The sequence below is a fragment of the Rhodococcus sp. USK13 genome, assembly GCF_018343855.1.
Classification (GTDB): domain Bacteria; phylum Actinomycetota; class Actinomycetes; order Mycobacteriales; family Mycobacteriaceae; genus Rhodococcus_F; species Rhodococcus_F oxybenzonivorans.
On record NZ_CP069242.1, the window covers coordinates 2477631 to 2495476 of the forward strand.

Annotated in this window: 19 protein-coding genes and 3 pseudogenes; 15 read left to right on the plus strand and 7 right to left on the minus strand. The window is 65.5% G+C overall.

From position 1 onward, the window contains the following. Position 1: 1 nt before the first annotated feature. Positions 2-190 carry a hypothetical protein gene (locus JQT59_RS38400; protein WP_213576654.1) on the plus strand — a complete coding sequence of 63 codons (189 nt, stop codon included), beginning with the start codon at positions 2-4 and terminating at the stop codon, positions 188-190. Between the two features lie 773 nt (positions 191-963). Here the strand turns inward: JQT59_RS38400 and JQT59_RS14090 are convergent. From JQT59_RS14090 to JQT59_RS14100, 3 genes are all read right to left on the minus strand, one after another. After that, complete coding sequence (locus JQT59_RS14090; protein ID WP_213576655.1) at positions 964-1347, minus strand: hypothetical protein; 384 nt, start codon at positions 1345-1347, stop codon at positions 964-966. 309 nt (positions 1348-1656) lie between these two features. Next, complete coding sequence (locus JQT59_RS14095; RefSeq protein WP_249354421.1) at positions 1657-2304, minus strand: RES family NAD+ phosphorylase; 648 nt, start codon at positions 2302-2304, stop codon at positions 1657-1659. Positions 2305-2308: 4 nt separating this feature from the next. Then, complete coding sequence (locus JQT59_RS14100) at positions 2309-2905, minus strand: hypothetical protein (RefSeq protein WP_213576656.1); 597 nt, start codon at positions 2903-2905, stop codon at positions 2309-2311. Between the two features lie 229 nt (positions 2906-3134). Here JQT59_RS14100 and JQT59_RS14105 point away from each other — a divergent pair, with 229 nt between their 5' ends. Further along, positions 3135-3452 (plus strand): hypothetical protein, encoded by a 318-nt coding sequence (locus JQT59_RS14105; RefSeq protein ID WP_213576657.1) that lies wholly within the window; start codon positions 3135-3137, stop codon positions 3450-3452. Between the two features lie 122 nt (positions 3453-3574). Here the strand turns inward: JQT59_RS14105 and JQT59_RS14110 are convergent, their stop codons facing one another. Together JQT59_RS14110 and JQT59_RS14115 are read right to left on the minus strand one after the other, a co-directional pair. After that, positions 3575-3868, minus strand: coding sequence for a DUF4193 domain-containing protein (locus tag JQT59_RS14110; protein WP_213576658.1), 294 nt, complete (start codon positions 3866-3868; stop codon positions 3575-3577). Positions 3869-4519: 651 nt separating this feature from the next. Next, positions 4520-5170 (minus strand): FHA domain-containing protein, encoded by a 651-nt coding sequence (locus JQT59_RS14115; protein ID WP_213576659.1) that lies wholly within the window; start codon positions 5168-5170, stop codon positions 4520-4522. A 488-nt stretch (positions 5171-5658) separates the two neighbouring features. Here JQT59_RS14115 and JQT59_RS37705 point away from each other — a divergent pair, with 488 nt between their 5' ends. The 7 genes and pseudogenes from JQT59_RS37705 (at position 5659) to JQT59_RS14150 (ending at position 10480) form a co-directional block, all read left to right on the plus strand. Beyond that, positions 5659-6147, plus strand: a complete 489-nt coding sequence (locus tag JQT59_RS37705) for a hypothetical protein (RefSeq protein ID WP_283254069.1) — start codon at positions 5659-5661, stop codon at positions 6145-6147. A gap of 6 nt (positions 6148-6153) precedes the next feature. Then, on the plus strand, positions 6154-6441 hold the full coding sequence (locus JQT59_RS14125; RefSeq protein WP_213576660.1) for a hypothetical protein: 288 nt from the start codon (positions 6154-6156) through the stop codon (positions 6439-6441). 720 nt (positions 6442-7161) lie between these two features. Further along, positions 7162-7308: a hypothetical protein gene (locus tag JQT59_RS14130; protein WP_213576661.1), complete on the plus strand. Its 147-nt coding sequence runs from the start codon at positions 7162-7164 to the stop codon at positions 7306-7308. A 431-nt stretch (positions 7309-7739) separates the two neighbouring features. Further along, positions 7740-8247: pseudogene (locus JQT59_RS14135) on the plus strand (cupin domain-containing protein). A 301-nt stretch (positions 8248-8548) separates the two neighbouring features. After that, entirely contained in the window at positions 8549-9073 is a 525-nt protein-coding gene (locus tag JQT59_RS14140) for an ATP-binding cassette domain-containing protein (RefSeq protein WP_213576662.1), read from the plus strand. Positions 9074-9360: 287 nt separating this feature from the next. Then, positions 9361-9672, plus strand: coding sequence for a cold shock domain-containing protein (locus JQT59_RS14145; protein ID WP_213576663.1), 312 nt, complete (start codon positions 9361-9363; stop codon positions 9670-9672). 379 nt (positions 9673-10051) lie between these two features. Beyond that, entirely contained in the window at positions 10052-10480 is a 429-nt protein-coding gene (locus JQT59_RS14150; RefSeq protein ID WP_213576664.1) for an ester cyclase, read from the plus strand. 10 nt (positions 10481-10490) lie between these two features. Here JQT59_RS14150 and JQT59_RS14155 read toward each other — a convergent pair. Further along, a pseudogene (locus JQT59_RS14155) lies at positions 10491-10619 on the minus strand (ABC transporter permease); the annotation flags it as partial. A gap of 294 nt (positions 10620-10913) precedes the next feature. Here JQT59_RS14155 and JQT59_RS14160 point away from each other — a divergent pair. The 4 genes from JQT59_RS14160 to JQT59_RS14170 all read left to right on the plus strand — a co-directional run bounded on the left by JQT59_RS14160 (position 10914) and on the right by JQT59_RS14170 (position 12283). Beyond that, on the plus strand, positions 10914-11255 hold the full coding sequence (locus JQT59_RS14160; RefSeq protein WP_249354425.1) for a hypothetical protein: 342 nt from the start codon (positions 10914-10916) through the stop codon (positions 11253-11255). A 192-nt stretch (positions 11256-11447) separates the two neighbouring features. After that, a complete protein-coding gene (locus tag JQT59_RS37000; protein WP_249354606.1) occupies positions 11448-11519 on the plus strand; it encodes a lipase family protein in 72 nt (23 codons plus the stop codon). A gap of 78 nt (positions 11520-11597) precedes the next feature. Next, entirely contained in the window at positions 11598-11843 is a 246-nt protein-coding gene (locus JQT59_RS37005) for a hypothetical protein (RefSeq protein WP_249354427.1), read from the plus strand. 65 nt (positions 11844-11908) lie between these two features. Then, a complete protein-coding gene (locus JQT59_RS14170) occupies positions 11909-12283 on the plus strand; it encodes a transposase (protein WP_213576665.1) in 375 nt (124 codons plus the stop codon). Between the two features lie 566 nt (positions 12284-12849). Here JQT59_RS14170 and JQT59_RS14175 read toward each other — a convergent pair. Then, positions 12850-15147, minus strand: coding sequence for a LuxR C-terminal-related transcriptional regulator (locus tag JQT59_RS14175; RefSeq protein WP_213577741.1), 2298 nt, complete (start codon positions 15145-15147; stop codon positions 12850-12852). A gap of 640 nt (positions 15148-15787) precedes the next feature. Here JQT59_RS14175 and JQT59_RS14180 point away from each other — a divergent pair. Together JQT59_RS14180 and JQT59_RS37010 are read left to right on the plus strand one after the other, a co-directional pair. After that, positions 15788-16549 (plus strand): IclR family transcriptional regulator, encoded by a 762-nt coding sequence (locus tag JQT59_RS14180; protein ID WP_213576666.1) that lies wholly within the window; start codon positions 15788-15790, stop codon positions 16547-16549. A gap of 142 nt (positions 16550-16691) precedes the next feature. Continuing rightward, a pseudogene (locus JQT59_RS37010) lies at positions 16692-17337 on the plus strand (serine/threonine-protein kinase); the annotation flags it as partial. Between the last annotated feature and the right edge of the window lie 509 nt (positions 17338-17846).

Consider the following 17846-nt stretch of genomic DNA (forward strand, 5'->3'; position numbering starts at 1 on the left):
GGTGGGGTCCGCTGATGAGCGTGACCGACCGACTGCTGTTGCCGCGGTATGCCGTCTCGGCCGGGCCGTCGCCGGCGCCGCCATGGAGGGTGATCGCATGTTCGGCACCGTGGAGGTCACCATCGAGGAGCTTGCTGAGTTGCTCGAACGCCAAGTCCCTCCCCGTGACCAGGATGCTGCGCCGCACTGACGGTGCCTCTCGTGTGTGTCGAGCGGCGCGCTCTGATGACGCCCGCTCAGGGCAGGATGAGGTTGTGGGCGATCGAACCGCAGCGGACCTCGGGTGTGGACTCGCCATGCTCGCCTCTACGCGGACGACTTCGTGCGTCGGGAGGGTGAGGACTTCCGCATCCCCGACGATCGGTTCTCGGTGAGCTGAGCAGTGTCGAACGATCTCGTGAGATCGCTGCGCCAAGAGAGGCAGGTAGGTGGACGTCCGGTGAAGGTGGCGCGTGTCGTTCCCGGTGGCATTCGCCCCTCGATCGGTCGTACGGCTGGTCATGCGGTGGGCGTCGATGGTGACGAGGTTGCGCGGTGGTTCGAGGTACGTATTGCCTGAACGGATCCCGGCGAGGCTGCACGGGTGATCCTGCGGGGTGGCGAGCGGGGCAAGGCGCGGGTATTGGTTGGCCCGAATGCTCGGGTGGTTGATGTGGTGACCAGATTGCTCGGACGGGCGTATCAACGGTTGTTGCCGGCGGTGAAGCGTCACCAGAAGTGAGGTGTCCACCCACCACCGCGGAGGCTGTTCGCCTGTGAATCTGTTCGCGACGGGGAAGCGGACACGACCCTGGCGGCTACCCGCGGCTGTATCTGGTCATCGCTTTCGCTCTCGTTGGAGCGACGAGGGGTGGCGCACAGTGCTCCTCGTAGGGCGCCGAGGGTGGCGGCTCGCACGCACCGGGGAAGGCCCTGTGTCACCGAGTAAAGAAGCGTTCCATCAGTTGGCCCAGGGCGCCCTCGTCACAGGCGGGGGAGGATGTCCATCCACACGCGCAGTGGTGGGCGTCCGATGATGGGTACGTCGACGAATACGAGGGAGCGCTGCGGCGAGGTCCAGTCGCGCATGTCGAGTGTCGAGCAGCCGGGGGTCGGTTCGAAGCCGCTTGTGCACAGCACGCTCACCCCGGGTTCGAGTGGAGTCAGAACGCGGGTTCCCGGGAGGTCGGGGTTCCAGAAGCGGGGGTCCTGCGGGCCGAGCACGTCGTTGACGAATACGAGGGAGCCGCGAGGAATCGGCGGGGTGGCGGGGTCGGCGCCGGCGGGGGCTGAGCCGATCAGAACCGTTGCAGTGGCCAGAGCGAGAGCGGCGCCGGTACGCCGTCCGGAGGGGATCGGCAGGGCCATGTCGGACTCCTTGATCGGGAACGTGCGAGAGCGTGTCCTCACGTTAGCCGTTGTCCCACATCGAGTTGCCGCTCGCGTGGCTGACCGGTCGACAGTGCTCCTGCGGCGGAGGGGCCCGGACCTGCACGCTGGATCTGGAAGAGTCGATGAGGCGCTGCGCGGGCTGGTATCGGGTTCACCTCACAGCTGTGCGGGTTGAGGCGGTGAGAGCGGCGGCCGGTCCGAGCGCCTGGGGATCGCCTGAGGTGTTCGTCGAGGAACACGATTCCCACGATCTGCTTATCGGGGTGTCAGCGGTGGCGCTGGTGATCAGATCGTGGAGGCGAGGGTCGCGTTGTAGTGCGCCAGGATCCGTTCGACGAGAACCAGACCCGCGGGGCTGTGGAGGTCCAGGGAGGCACCGACGATCTCAAGAGCGGGATGACTCGGGTTGGCCGGATCGGTGGTGAGCATCCAGGCGAACTGGTCCTCGTTGTGGCGGCACCGGTACACCAGTCCGTCGGCGGCGGGGGCCGCGGCGAAAAGGGCTCGGGACCAGGTTCGGGTGTGCAGGTAGTCGGAGGGATCGGATTTGGTGAGCCAGGTGTCCTGGCCGACCGCGGACAGGTGCGGGCCGTGCAGGGCGATCACGGTGACGTCGGTGGTGACGGTGAGCCGGCTCAGCACCCGGCCGGTGATCCGGGCGCGCGGCACCAATCGGGGGCTGCCGGTGACGGCGAGGTCCCGGCACAGGGTTTCCGCGACCGCCGCCTCGGGTGAGTCCCCGAGGTAGGTGTAGGCGTAGTCACCGGTGAGGCTGTCGAAGCGGGCGCCGCCGGGAACGGTGGGCTGCGGCGTCCGATTCACCAAGTGGGCCGCATACCTGGCGCTGTGGATCCGCCACAGTTCGGTTCCCCGGGACAGGGTGACCAGGACGGGTTTCCCGGACAGATCGGTCGGGGGTGGTGCCGCGGGCACCGCCTCAGTCCGCCAACAGGTCGCGGGCGATGGCCCGGACCTGATCGTCGTGCCCCTCGACGACGGCGAGGTCGGCGGGCGACTGCCCCTCCGGGAGCCACCCGGACGGGCTGAGCCACCACGAGCTGACACCCCACGGGTCGTGCTTCGCATCGAGGAGATGGTTGATCTCGGCGACGACAGGCCGCACCTTCGCGGTCGCCGCGTCGAATTGGAAGCTGGGGTAGAGGTAGCGGCCACCGATCTCGTATCCGACGATGTCGCCGCGTTCGCGTAACCGGCTGGCGGGGCTGCGCCGGTTGCTGTCGCGTGAACGCAGCACGTCGGCCACGTCGGCTGCCTCGAGGTGGGGGTGGTCGAAGATTGCCTGACGGGCCGCGGTCTCGATCCGGGCCCGCGCGATCGATGCCGTCACCGCGTGCGAGGGCACTGCCGCGGCGATGGAGGCGCTGAGCGTGGGGCCGGAGGCGACCAGCGAGAGCAGGGCCTCACGCACCGAGCTCATCGATTCCCGGCTGGCCACTTCCCGGGCGAGGAGGGTGAAGAACTCGCCGTCGGGGAGGGCGCGTAGCTCCGCACCGAGATCGTGGTCGATGCTCATGCCAACTCCTCCGTTGCGACAGTACTGACAATGTACTCTCTTGTCGTTCTTGTCGCATCGACGAGTTTAGTGGTCCAGCATCTCGGTGGCCGCCGACTGCGCCGTAACGGCAGCCACTGCGGCAGCCGTCCGTGCGCGGATTGAGTTCGTGCAGGTCGGGTCGCGTAGCGGACCGGTCGGTGCTTATGCTCGATTTCGGGAGTTCCGCCGAGCGAAGAGGTACATCAACATGGCCCGAAACAGCGGCAACCGGCCGGTCGATGGCCCGGAGTTGAGGGTCGGTGTCCGGGTGCTGGTCCGCAGGACCGCCGAGGCCGATCTCACCGGTGAGATCGTCGAGGACTACTCGACAGTGACCGATCCCGGCGGTGGTGGGCACGAGTGGGCGCCGGTGCATCGGTGGGCGGTCGCGCTCGACGACGGGCGACTGGTCTTCGCCGACACCGAAGACCTGACCATCGATCCGGGCTCCTACCGCTCCGACCCGGACCCGGACCCGAACTCGGATTCGGCAGTGCGGGCACCTGGCCGGCACCGGGGAGAGTGACGGCGGCACACCGCCCGCGCAGCCCTCAGGCGGGTTCCGGTCCGCGAGATGTCGGGATGCGGGGTGCTCCTCGTGCTGTGTGAGCCCGGAGGCGTCCGAGGCACCCAGGGTTTCGGTGTCGATTAGGCGCAGTCTCGGCAGATCAGCTGCGCGGGGTCGGCGAGCCGGCTGCGGTGGTGGACGAGGAAGCAACTGGTGCAGGTGAATTCGTCCGCCTGCTTGGGGAGGACGCGGACGGTGAGTTCTTCGCCGGACAGGTCGGCGCCGGGCAGTTCGAACGATTCGGCGGTGTCGGTGTCCTCGACGTCGACGACGGGGGACTGGGTGTCTTTCCTACTGGCGGTGAGCTGTTCGAGGGAAGTATCCGTCGTGTCGTCGGATTCGGTGACTCTGGGAGCGTCGTAGTCGGTGGCCATGGCTGTTCGTACCTCATGCTCGGGGTGAATTCCTGGGTGTCGGCCCGTCAGATTAGAGGGCACGCTGGTGTGACATGCGCCCGGGGCCGAGGATTTCGTGGCCCGCCCGGTCCGCGGCTGAGCAGGTGTCCTTGTTGGGCAGGGCCCGATTCGTGAATACCAAAATTTGAATGGGTGAAGGAGTCAAGACTCCGGAGGAGCAGCGGCGCGGCCCGCAGGCACCGCGGGAATGATCCCGCCGGTCGCTGCCTAGAACCGGGGTCTGGGTGTCCGAGGTCGGCGATCCGCTGCTGTTCGTCCGGGGTTGGGATGGTATTCGGTTGTGTGTCCGAGGACCCTTCGGGTATCGGTCGTCGGAGGGGCGGGTTCGGAGCGGACCCGGCCACCGATGACGGGGAGGTCACGGTGCGGCCGATCTGCGAGAGGGCGATCGCGTGGCATGAGCCTGTAAAGACCGCAGATTCCTATGACGGTGGCGATCATCAGTTCGGTTGTGGGCGAGAGTGCGTCGCGGGTTTGGTTTCCCTTCGGAAGGTCCGCGTACCCGGTCTTGTACTCGTTCCCCGGATTCCGCAGTCGCGGACCGGGCAAGCGAGCGGGGTCGTCGGCGTCATCGAGTCCGCTCAGTGGCGAGAGGCGCTCCTCGGCGCACTACCCGTGCAGGTCCCGCGGGGCCGCCTTGATCGAAGCGGGTGTCCGGGGGTGTGCGGGGGTGGGGTTGTTGGTGAGGGCGCGGGCGACGAGCCGGGACCGTTTCTGGTTTCGGGGGAGGTCGTCGAGTTGGAATTTGGTGTAGAGGGCTTGCAGGTGTGTTTTGACGGTTTCGGTGCTCAGGTGCAGGGCGTCGGCGATGTGTTGGTTCGATGCCGGGATGGGGTGGTCGGTGCCGTGGTGGAAGGGTCGGCACAGTTCGGTGAGGACGGCGTGTTGGGCGGGGGTGAGGTCGAGGGGGCCGTCGGGGGTGTCGCCGATGTTGGTGATGCCGCAGTCGGTTGCGGGTTCCCCGTGGTAGGTGAGGGTGGTGGCGCCGATCCGGATGATGTCTCCTGGGTGCAGGGTGTGGCGTCCGCGTATCCGTTTTCCGTTGACGAAGGTGCCGTTGCGGGAGAGGCTTTCGTCGATGACCGTCCAGTAGTCGCCGATGCGTTCGAGGGTGGCGTGGAGGCGGGAGATGTCCGGGTCGGTCCGTAGTGACAGGTCGGCATCGGCGGCGCGGCCGACGGTGATGGGGGAGCGGTCCGGGATCAGTGGTATCTGGTGGGTGTATTGGTGGTCGGTGTAGGTCAGGGTCGGGTCTGTCACTGGGGGGTGAACCTTGCGTAGGGGCTGGTCGTGGCGGGCGGTCGTGGTCGCGGTGTCGTGGTGTCGTGGGTGCTTGCGGGGGTGGGGTGTTCCGGTGCTTCCATTGTGGTGGGCTGGGGCTGTTCGCGTTAGCCACCCTGGGGATGGCTGTGGCCACCCCCAGGGTGGGTGCGCCTATTGCGTGTGTGATTCGGGTTCGGTCAGGTGAAGACGAAGGACAGGCACCAGGCGGTGGAGAGGGCGCCGAGGCGGCGGGTACTGCAAGGAGTGCGGTGTGGTCAGTTCCGGCCGGGTCATCGGGGTCGTCCTGGGGGTGTGTGCGGTGCGTGCGATGTCCACATTGGGCCACGCCGATCTTCGGCCGCATCCCCTTCGGGGTGGGTGTGCGCTCACCCCCATGGTCCGTCCGAATGCGCTGCGGTAAAACGCCTTTCCAGGCATCCGCGGGGTGGGGCGATGTTCACCCCTGAAGGGGATGAGACGCACCCATGACGCCAGGCATCGTTGACGGCATCGAAAGCACCACCCCCACTGACACATCGGAGAACCACACCATGTCGAACACCACCACGTCCACCACGTCCACCGCGTCCGCCAGGTCCGGCAAGTCCACTGTTCGCGCTCTTCTCGTCGGCGCCGCCGCGGTGCCGATGCTGATCTTCGGGGCGGGTGCCGCGTCCGCCGCCCCGTTCCCGTTCGATGTGCCGATCAATATCGGTTTCGAGAACAACCAGCAGGGCGGCAACGGTGGCAACGGCACCGGCGGCAATGCCGGTAACGGGAACAACAACACCGGTGGCAACGGAACCGGTGGTGCGGGCGGCAACGTCGGCGGCGGCGGAATCAACGTCGGGTTCGAGAACAACCAGCAGGGCGGCAACGGTGGCAACGGCACCGGTGGTAATGCCGGTAACGGGAACGGCAATACCGGTGGCAACGGAACCGGTGGTGCCGGCGGCGGCGTCGGGACCAGGTAACGCGTCATGTCGAGAAGGTCCACGATCGGGGTGATCGGTGCGTGTGCCGCGGCGGCGGTCCTCGCCTGCGGGGCGGGGTCCGCCGCCGACGCGGACGGCCTGATTCTGGGCCGGAGCGCGGTGGCCGGGGTTGCTGTTCCAGATACCGCGGGCGGCGCGGATTGTCAGCCGGGTGCGCCCGGGAGCGGCACCCGGGGTGGGGACGGCGGTGACTGTGTCGGCGGCTCTGCCGGTGACGGTGTCGGCAACCGCGGCGGCAACGGCACGGGCGGCGCGGGCGGCGACGCCGGATAACCGCCGGCCTTCGGGGTGAGCGACTCTTCCCACCGTTCACCATTGCCATCGACTCACTACCACCAGCGACTCACCGGTACTGGCCGGGTTGGATGTGTCCGGGGGCTGGCCGGTCGTCGCCGCCCGCCGGCCACCGGCCTGCGGGTGGGTAATGTAGCGATATCGGGGCACCGATGCCGTTTCCGTTGCTGCTCATCGCCACTGTTGTCATCGGGATGATCTCGCGTGTTTCGCCCCAGGGGATACCCGGCGTCACCCGGCGGCCGGCGATGCCGTAGCGGTGCTGGACCACCCCGAAGGGCGGTGGCGCCGACTCCGCGGCACTTCTGCAACAAACCGGTCCGATCGGCAGCTCCTGCGGCGGCGCTGGTGGTCACAGCCGCACCTCTTGGCCGGTGAACCACCCAGCCGTTTCCAGGGTTGTGCGGGCGTCCTCAACGGTGAAATGCCCGTACGTGTCGAGCGTGACGGCGATTTAGGCGGGGCCCAACAGCTTCTTCACCGACTCGGTACCTGCGCATCGGTCTCGAGAGGGACGATGAGCAAGATAACCGACAAGTCGGCCTGATGATGCTTGCTGACGAACTTTCGCCGAGCGCTCGTCAGTGCCGGACAAACCGGTGGCCACCGAGATTGTTCGCCGGTACGGCTCCGTCACCGAGAGCCCGACGTACTGTTTCACGTTCGTAGTTTTCGGTACGAACACAGGAAGGTGCCCCGATGGGAATGCTCGACAAGGCCTTCAAGAGCGGCGTCGCGATCAAGGCCATTCAGGTCGTCAAACGGGAGGCGTCCAAGCCGGAGAACCAGCGCAAGGCCCGGGATCTGGTTACCAAGTTACGTCAGAAGCGCCGTCGCTCACACTGAGTTGTCGGTCCCCGCCGATGCCGAGAGTTGTGTCCGACCTGCGCGACCAGGGGATGGTGGATGATATGTCCGGGTGATCGCCCGGGCGATGTCCCGTGAGCCCGGTCAGCGCCCTATCGATCAGCCAGGAAACTTCTCCCGGTGCGGGTTCGGCATCGATCAGCCAGGAAACTTCTCCCGGTGCGGGTTCGGCATATTGGTACGAATCAGCGTCATGCGCTGATTCGCATCACTGCCGGACCTTGCGAGCAGTGCCGGTAATGGCCGCCACGACCATCCTCGAATTCTTGCATCGCCTGCGCATCGATCACGGAGCCAGGATTATCGATCGGCTATGCGCCGGAACGTTGACAATGTCGGCGCCGTGGGCGAAATGTTGAGCAGAGACCTTAGTGACCCGATCTGTCCACGTCGGTGAGTAGGTGAGAAGCGTGAGCGAAATCGATCCCCCACCGCTGGTCGTCGTGCCGCCGGGGACCGGGCAGACCGGTGATCTGGGTCCGATCGGGGTCGAATTCAAGCTCTGGGGCCGTGACACCGGTGGGGTGTTGTCGGTCGTCGAGCACCCGTTCCCGGTCGGTGCGCTGGTGCCGCCGCATCTACATACGCGGGAGGACGAATTCTCGATAGTTACCCAGGGTGCGATCGGATTCCGCTCTGGCGATCGGGAAGCCGTTCTCGAATCCGGCGGATATATCATCAAGCCCCGGGGTGAGATGCACGCCATGTGGAACGCCGGCACCGTTCCGGCGCGGATGATCGAGATCATCAGTCCGGCACGGCTTCGAACATTGCTTCCTGGAAATGTCCGAACTGATCGCCGCCGGTGAACCGGATATCGCCGAGATCGCCGCAATTGCCGAGCGCTACGGTCTGCAATTCGGCGAACCCGACTGGTTGCCCGACGTGATCGCCCGATACGCCCTCACACCGCCGTGAGCCCCGCTTAATCGTCGACCCTCTGTGCCCGACTTCGAAACCCAGTCCCGACTCGGAGACCTGACGGGTGATCTGAACCAGACCCTGTCGGCGATCAGCGGCATCCGCGCCAACGGGGCCACCGACCGCGCGCAGGCTCGGCTCGGCACCCGGGTCCGATCAGCGTTCGACGCCGGCATCCGCGCGGCTCGATCCGGCGCCGCGATCCAACCGCTGCGTACGGTCGTGACCGAACTGACCGATCCGGCAGACCACCGGCCACGCCTCGCTGCTCGTCGTCCTCGTTGTCGGCGGCTACCGGGTGGCCACCGGGCATCTGACCGTCGCCGAACTGGTCACGTTCATCCTGTTCATGCTGCTGTTCATGGGCCCGGTCAACACCGCCTTCACCGCGGTGCAGTTCCTCGCCGCCGCCCTCGGCGCCCTGCAACGCATCACCGACATCCAGCAGATTCCCGCCGAGGACGCCACCGACATCATCACGCACCCGACACTCCCGGCCCCGTCGGCGGCGCCGATGATCCAATTCCGCGACGCCCGGTTCGGATACCGCCCCGACCATCCCGTTCTCGACTCGGTGAGCTTCACCGTCGCACGCGGCTCCCGGACCGCGATCGTCGGGCTCTCCGGTGCCGGCAAATCCACCCTCCTCGCCCTCATCGAACGGTTCTACGACCTCGACGGTGGCCGGATCGAACTGGCCGGGGTGGACATCACCGCCCTGCCGCGAACCGTCCTGCGCTCGCAACTGGGTATGTGGAACAGAACGCGCCCGCGATCTCGGGCACCGTCCGGGAGAACCTCACCCTCGCGGCCCCGGAGGTGACGGATGTGGAGTGCTGGGCGGCCCTGGACACGGTCAACCTGCGCGACCGGATCGACACCGAGGCAGACGGTTTGAACGCGCAGATCGGCGAAGGTCGGCACCCACAACGAACTGCTCAGCACCAGCGCGCTCTACCGCGGACTCGCCCATCACCAATTGATCGGCACCCCGAAATAAACCCGCGGGAAGCAACCACCAGCGCCGGCATCAGAACCGAGGTGGCGGCAATCGGATGCCTCTCCCGAAAGTGGATCGCTGACCGGCGCAACTTCCTGCATCATCGGGAGATGACTTCACGGGGCATTGTCCGGTTCTGGAAGGGAGAAGACGGGTGGGGCGCCATCGACTGTGTGCAGACCCCGGGTGGCTGCTGGGTGCATTTCAGTGAAGTCGAGATCGATGGATTCCGAGCGCTCGACCCTGGCCAAGAGGTCGACTTCGAGTGGCAGAAGCCCACCGGCCCGGTAGAGGGCTTCGCATTCGTGGCCACTCTTGTACGCCCTTGTCCAAGCCGATTAACGATTCGCTTACGGGGAGATCCGGAGCGGCGGACCTACGGTGACCGCTCTCGCCGAGGAACTCGTCCCCCCGCACGTTAGATCGACGACGAGGAGTTCCTTGCCGTAATCCCCCTCGTCGCCTTTAGCCGTTGGATAGGTGTACACGCCCACTAGGCTGCGACGGAGTTCGTACTCGCGCGCAGTTCCCGGCAGATACTGGCTCGCGACCCATCCGTCGGGAGCGTCGGCAGGAACCCCGACCGCGACGTCAACATCCGGATGCGGCTTACTTTGCCGATGGTCGGAGGCACCCGGGACCGGATCCGTCGTCCATCGGTCCGATCGGCAGGTTCCAACACGTTGAGAGCGCCGGACAGCTCGATACGACGCGACGCCGGGAGCGGACGGGGCAACGGGCGCCCCGTTTGTCCGGCGGAGGTGGGTGTACGCCGCGACGCGACCGGCAGACAATGGAGCCATGTCATTGGAAACGAACAAGGAATTGATCCGGCGTTTCTACACCGAGATCGACGAAGGCAACATCGATGTGCTGGACGAACTCGTCGACGAGAACTATCTCGACCATTCACCGGCGCCGTTTCCCGGCCTCGAAGCACCGGGGCGCGAGGGACTGAAACAGGCGTTCCGGATGTTCTGGGACGCCACCCCGGGGACGCACCGGATCGAGGATCAGGTGGCCGAGGGCGACAAGGTGGTCACCCGGCTGCTGTGCACCGGGACGCACACGGGTGATCTTCCCGGAATTCCCGCGACGGGGAACCGCATGGAGATGACCGCCACCGTCATCCACCGTATCGAGAACGGGCGGATCGCGGAGAAATGGTCGGACAAGGACGTCCTCGCCATGCTCCAGCAGTTGGGGGTGATCCCCGCCGCGGCGCAGTGATGTCGACCCTTCAGCGGCTGACGGCCTTCTTGTACCACCGGATCGCGAACGGCACGAAGATCACCAGCAGCACCGCCGACCACGCCAGTGAAGCGATGACCGGGTGCTGCAGCGGCCACGCGTCGGGAACAGGAGGGGCCCGAGATCCCAATCGTTGCAGTCGCGGGGGACGTTGTTGCACGCGTTGTTTCCCTGCGTAGGAAGGGTTGCAACCAAGGCGTAGTCGGGTCTCATCGTCGCCAGTTGGCAGCATCTCCGAATATGAGTGAGTGAATTAATGCATGCATGCGTTCACGCCAGAATGCGGTGTTGTCGCGACAACGCTCCGCGCTGACTTGTTTGTCGAACACAGAGCGGCGGCCCATCTATCGATGGTATGCCCGAACCCGGATAACCATCGACAAACAGGACACCAGCGGAGGTGTCTCATCGGGTGGCACCCGGGGAAGCCGAGCCGCGACCCCAGGCGCGGGTGTCAGACAGTCACGGCTTGCTGGCGGCCGCATTTCTCGACGGAGCCACCCGGCTGGTCGCGCAGAACGAGAGCGGCGCCGAGATTCGCCGCATCTCCCTGCTGATGTTCGAGGTGCTCGACGACTTCACCGGGGTGGCCGCCGCGGCCTTCCTCGACGAGCAGAGCGCGTGGGCGGCGGGGGTGTCGGCGGCCCGGCTCGACCTCGCCACCAAGATCATCGCTGCGGACCCTATCGAACTCGGCCACGCCGAACAGGTCCTCGGCTACCCACATCCCAGTGCGCACCGTCGTACGCGCTGACGGCGGGGCTCGCGGCCGCGACGTCGAACGCCGCGTCCGAGACGGTGATGACCGCGAATCTGCTGTCCCGCGGATGGGCGGTCGTCACCGCCGATTACGAAGGACCGCAGTCCGAGTTCTTCGCCGGTCTGCAAGCCGGTTCACGCGGTTCTCGACGGCATCCGCGCCGCCTCGCAGTTCGGGCCGAGCGGGCTGAGTCCGGATGCGCCGAAGGGTCTGTGGGGGTATTCGGGTGGCGCTTTCGCGACAGCATGGGCAGCCTAGCTCCAGCAGGCGCACGCTCCCGAGCTGGATCTGGACGCCATAGCGTTGGGTGGGTTACCGGCAGACCTCGAGGCGACAATGCGGAATGTCGACGGCGGATACGGCTTCGGACTCACCTTCGGTGGAGTGACCGGTATCGATCGCGCGTATCCCGAGAAGCGACTGAGCGAATTGTTCACCGGCGAAGGCAGAGCGGCCATGCACGCGAGCAGCGCGGCCTGCACGGTCGAACTGATTGCATCGCAGATTTACAGCTGTACGAGCGCCGGCGACAGTCCCGAGGCCGAGGCGATCAAAGTCGTCGCCCGGGCCACAAGACCCTGATCTGGAAACGCGCCCGCCACACCCAGCGACTGCGGCACGCGCTGCGCGAGTGCTTCCCTGCCGCATTGGAGGCATTCGACGACCTCGACGCAGTCGATGCCCTCGAGATGCTCGGCAAGGCGCCCGACCCGGCCTCGGCGGCGCGACTGAAACGCGGTCAGATCACCGCGGCGCTAGGGAACGCCCGCCGCCGCGATACCGAGACCGAGACCGATCGGATCCAGGCAGCCATGCGAGATGAGCAGCTGGGCCGTGCGTCGGTAATCACCACCGCCTACACGGCTACCACCCGCTCCGCGGTAGCTGTCCTGACAACGCTGAACACCGAGATCAAGGCGTTGCATGGGCAGGTCGATGCGCATTTTGGCAGGCACCCGGACGCTGAGATCATCCTGTCCCAGCCTGGTTCGTCCACAACGATCGGCTCGTCGATGCGCTGACCTCGCAGGCGTTCTCGGCCCTGCAAGCTTCACCCGGCGCCCGCGCCTACTACGACAAACAACGCGACCGCGGTCTCGATCAACGTCCCGCCCTGAGGCAACTGGCCAACCGGCTCGTCGGCATCTTGCACGGATGCCTCGAGACCTGTACCCGTTACGACGAAACGACCGCGTGGTCACATCACGCCGAGAAGGCTTCTGCTTGACACCCGGAACTCCTGGGATGTCTACACTCCCATTAGGTTCCGCGGAGCGGCGTCACTTTCTAGATTTCGTGTCACTCGCGGTCACTTTCCGGAGATCGTGTCACTCGGGGAATGGCCTGGAGCCAGCGGGCCGAGGTCGGGTACGCAGAGATCACGACCCGGATGAGCCTCGGTTGATGATCCACGGGGAGAGAATGGGCTCCTAGTCGAGTACCTCCTGAAGCTCGCTCGTCTGCGTCATTTCCTCGATCTACCGGACGAGGTCCCGGGCCTGCACGCCGTCTCAACGGGTGCTTCCAGACACCCTGCGGGGGCGGTGCCGCGGATGAGAGATGCCCAGCGTGCTGCCGTCGAAGAGGGTCAGGCCCGTTGGGATGCGATCCAGGAGGCGATTTGGGTGCGTGATGTGAAGTCGAGTTTGGTGAGTATTCGTTCGACATGGCCGTCGATGGTACGGGTAGATAGCACCAAGGATTGGGCGATGGCACGGTTGCTCAGGCCTTCCGCTACCAAGTTCGCGATCTCATTCTCGCGTTCGGTCAACGGGGATTTCTCGGATGAGCTGTCACTACGGGTTTGCTCGGGCCCGCCCAGGGCCAGCGAGACTGCGGCGTCGAGTGTCATGGTCGCGTTCCGCCGCGCCAGCGTGACGGCGTGCTCTCCCAGTGCCTCTGCGGTTTTCTGGGAGGAGCGGATCGAGTCATGATGCAGGTGCGGCCCGAAGGCCTTGACGTCGGTCCCGAGCCCAGCCCAGGCCGCGGCCGCGGCACCGGCGAGTGCGGCCGCGGTTCGAAATTCTGCCGCCGATGCGGCGATCCAAGACAGGAGTTCGATCGTCAGTGCGATGCAGATGCTGTCTTTGAATTCGCTTGCGAGTCGGAGTGCTTGGAGGGCCGCTGTCCTCGCCGATTCTGATTCGCCTTGCCGCCAGCGGCACAGGCCGGTGATCCATAGGGCGTAGGAGCGATTCCACTGTTCGCCGTATTGTTCGCTCATCTCGATCGTTCTTCGGCAGGTCTGCAGTGCTGCCTCGTCCTGCGAGTTGTATGCCTGAGCAGTCGCGAGTTGGAACAAGGCGGTCAGTACCGACGCGGTATCGGCGAAGTCGGTGTGGATTTCTATGGCTTTCTCGTACCGCGCGATCGAGGCGGTAACGTCACCGGTGGCGAAGTCGTGATATCCCCGCCATTGAGTGGCATGTGCCCCCAATCTGCGGTCACCGAGCTTCTCGGCGATTTCTTCGCACTCGATCAGCTTCTCGACAGCATCGTCGCGATCGCCCTGCATGAGTGCGATCCAGGCACTGACCCACAACGCCTGTCCGCGTTGGCTGGTGGATATCGCACCGGACTCGAGGAATTGATCCAGCCAGCGGCGACCGTCGCTGAGGTAGCCACTGGCAGTCCAGTGGTGTCGGAGAAGGGATGCGAGTTCGGCGGCCGTCCCGATTTCGGCGGCGGTGCTGGCGGACCATTCGAGGGCGGACAGCAGGTTCGGGTGGTCTTCGTTCATCACCGCCAGTGCGTCGGCCTGGCCGGGCCCACACCACCGTTCGACCATCACCGCGGCCTTACGTAGGTAGTGATCGCGGTGGCGCCGTTTGAGTGTCGACGACTCGCCGGAGGACTCGAGCACTTCCGCGCCATACTCCCGGATGGTCATCAACTGCCGGTAGCGGACCCGTTCGCCGGTCCGTTCGGTGAGCACGATCGACTTCGCCACCAATCGATCCAGAAGGTCGATGAGTGATTCGGCACTCAGGGGGGCGAATCCGCAGGTTTCTTCCAGAGCGTCGAGGTCGAAACTGTCGGGGAAAATCGACAGCCTCGCCCACAGCAGTTGCTCATGTTCGGTGCAGAGGTCGAAGCTCCAGTCGATCAGGGCCCGCAGGGTTTGCTGCCGCGGCAGGGCGACCCGGTCGCCGCCGGTCAGCAAGGTGAACCGCTTGTCGAGTCGCTCGACGATCTGGGTGACCGACAGTGACCTCAATCGGGTGGCCGCGAGTTCGATGGCCAGAGGGATCCCGTCGAGGCGTCCACAGAGTTGGACCACCGCCTCGACATTGTCATCGGTGACCTCGAAGTCGGGAAGGACGTATCGGGCGCGGTCGACCAGGAGGCTGACCGCCTCGTAGTGAATGACCGCCTCGGCGGTGTGCGAGTGCCGGGTGGATGGCGTAGTCAGGGGAGGTATGACGCAAATGCCCTCGCCGTGGAGACCGAGGGGCTCGCGGCTGGTGGCGAGGACGCGGAGCCCGGGGGCGGCGCTCAACAGTGTTTCGACCACCCGTGCGCAGTCCGCGAGGAGATGCTCGCAGTTGTCGAGCACGATCATCATCTGCCGGTCGCGCAGGTAGTGCACGAGCTTGTCCAGCGGATCGCGATTCGATCGGTCCGGCACATCCAGTGCGGAGACAATCACCTGGGGCAGTCGCAGAGCATCCCTGAGACTTGCCAGCTCCACGATCCACACACCGTCGCGCAGGGCACGGCGAGAGCGTTCCGCGATCTCGAGCGCGATGCGGGTTTTCCCCACGCCGCCGGGCCCGGTCAAGGTGACCAGGCGTGTTTCGGTCAGCCGGCGTTTGACGTCGGACAGTTCCCGCCGGCGTCCGACGAAGCTGGTGAGGGCGGCGCGGGGACGTCTCGGGGAACCGATCGACTCGGGGGTGGGTCGGCAGCTTGCACATGTTCACCCCATACCGCCGGGCTGTGACTGTCAACACAGGTAGGTCATGGGGTGATCTCCCCCATGCGGCCGGGTATCGAGGAGCGCGATCCTGATCTCACGTAAGCAGCAATGCCCCGGCGGACCGGGCCCTGTTTCCCGAGACTGGCCTCGGTGGTGCATGGTCCACCTTGGCGGAGCGGGAGTTTACCGAGAAATCTGCGTCGACCGCCAAAGGCGTAGGGCTATGACGGCGTCACCTCTGCGCCGAACGCTCGCAAACCGTGACCGTCCGTTCCGTATAGGACAAAGTAATGCCGATCAATGCCGCAGTACAGAATCTACTCGAGGAGTTGAACGTGCGAAGTCGCCGAGGTTCGTCAACATATTCGGTCACGACAACGGCCCTCGGCGCCATGCGGTATCTCGACAAGCAAACCGCGTCGGCAATGTCGACTGGGTTCCTCTCTCTAGCACCGGAGATTCGGTCCTGTCCGACGCATGTTTCTCGTTGCAGTACCGGTGGCACTCGACACAGCTACTCGGCGAGCATGTTCCGGGGGTGGGTGGGGTGACCGTCGCTGCCGTACCGCCAGCTGACATTCCATTCAGCCCTCGAGGAGCTCGTAGTATGGGGTCTGTCGACAATGCCTTGCAGATCCTCAGGCTGGTAGGCAAGGCGAAGAGCGTGCGAGTAGTAGAGGTGGCGTCTTATCTGGGGGTTTCTAGATCCACGGCCCACCGTCTTCTCGATGCGCTCGGTAAACAGGGCTTTGTTACGAAGGACGCCGCGCACGTATATCGGATAGGACCAGCCTTTGCGGGTGCAGGGTTGGCTGGAGACTCTTTGCCCGACTGGCAACTCGGTATTCACTCTCATCTGCGGGAGTTGGCTAGTCGCAGTGGCGAGACCTGCCATGTGGGGGTCCTCGAAGGCAATAGTGCGCGTTTTATCGAGGGGGTCAGCAGCGAAAAGCTGCCACGCGTGGGGTCACGGGTGGGAATCCTTCTGCCCGCCCACGCAACCGCAATCGGTAAGGCGATTCTCAGCGAGATGTCAGCAGAAAATGTTCGAGGGCTGTTCCCATTCGGACTTCCTGGCTCGACGGCGTCCGCGCCCACCGAGCCAGCTAAGATGCTGGCCTTGCATCGAGAACTCGTGGCAACTCGTCGCCGTGGGTACGCGATTAACGTCGGGGAAATCGAAGCTGGAGTGATTGCGGTCGGGGCGCCCGTGCACGAGAAGTCAGGTCGCACGGTCGGCGCGATTGCGGTGGCCGCTCCCACTGCACGCGTTCCAAGAATCGACGTTGAGAAACTTGCCGTACACCTCATGGACACGGTGAACGCGATCGAATCGAATCTTGCTTCGCGCCACGAAGGCTTGGGATAAGTGGTGCCAGCCGATCGCGGCGCACCGCTCGTCGAGCATCCGTCCGTCCCGGACTTGTCGGCCCGACAACCACGCATTGACTGGTCGGCCCGAATTGGGTGCATCGACGAACCGGTCACGGCGGCGCGCTGAGGGGCCAGTCATGCCGGACGATGCCACCGAGCACACTCGACGCCAGGTCGATTCGGACCTTGTCGCGGAGTTGGCGGCCGAGGGTTTCGAGGATGCGTGCATCGCCGGCCGTGGCGGTTTCGGCATCGTGTACCGGTGCCGGCAACCCGCCCTCGACCGGTTGGTCGCCGTCAAGTTCTGAGCCCGGATCCGGACCATATGGATCGCGCGCGTTTCCTGCGCGAGCAGCAGGTGATGGGGAGATTGTCCGGGCACCTGAACATCGTCCACGTCCTGCAAGCCGGGATCACCTACACCGGACGTCCCTACATCGTGATGCCGTTTCATCGGCGCGACTCCCTCGACTCCTGGATCACCACCCACGGAGCGTTGACGGTCGCCGAGACACTGGCCATCGGCGTCAAACTCGCCGGGGCCTGGAGACCGCGCACCGCGGGGGAGTGCTGCATCGCGACATCAAACCGGCCAGCATTCTGCTGACCGAGTACGGCGAACCGCAGTTGACCGACTTCGGTATCGCCCGGATCACCGGTGGTGAGGAGACCACCCGGGTTCTGGTGGCCGGATCTCCCGCCTACACCGCTCCGGAGCTGCTCAGCGGTACGAACGGAACCCGACTGACCTCTGCCCTGCTCGGTGACCTGCTCTACGACCAGGGACACCTCACCGAGGCCGACCATCTCCTCGACCGCAGTCACACCTTGGGCGCCGAGGGTGGCACCGTCGACTTCATGCTCGCCACTTACGGAACGGGAGCACGACTGAAGCGCCTACTCGGGCAGCGCGACGCGGCGAAGGAGCGCCTGGACGAGGGCGCCCGGCCGGCGCACCAACTGCGGTTGCCCCGCTTGGCAGCCCGCATCGCCAACGAACGAATCCGAGCCGGGACCGGATGGGCCGCCAATCACCCGGACACCGTCGAAGGAGGCTTGAACCTCCACGACCGGGACAACGGATTGGCCACCGTGACCGCAGAAGTGAACGAAGACTCGGCGATCCGCGGGATCCTCTATCCCCGAACCGATCTACAGGGTGTTGGCCCCGCAAGCCAGAGAGCGCACGCACTCGTCGAGTCGATCGATCGGCGTGCCCGTCCGCGGGCATTTCTGACCGCCGCATTGTTACGCGTAGAAGCGCTAGCCGTCGAAGGCGACGAAGCTCCCCC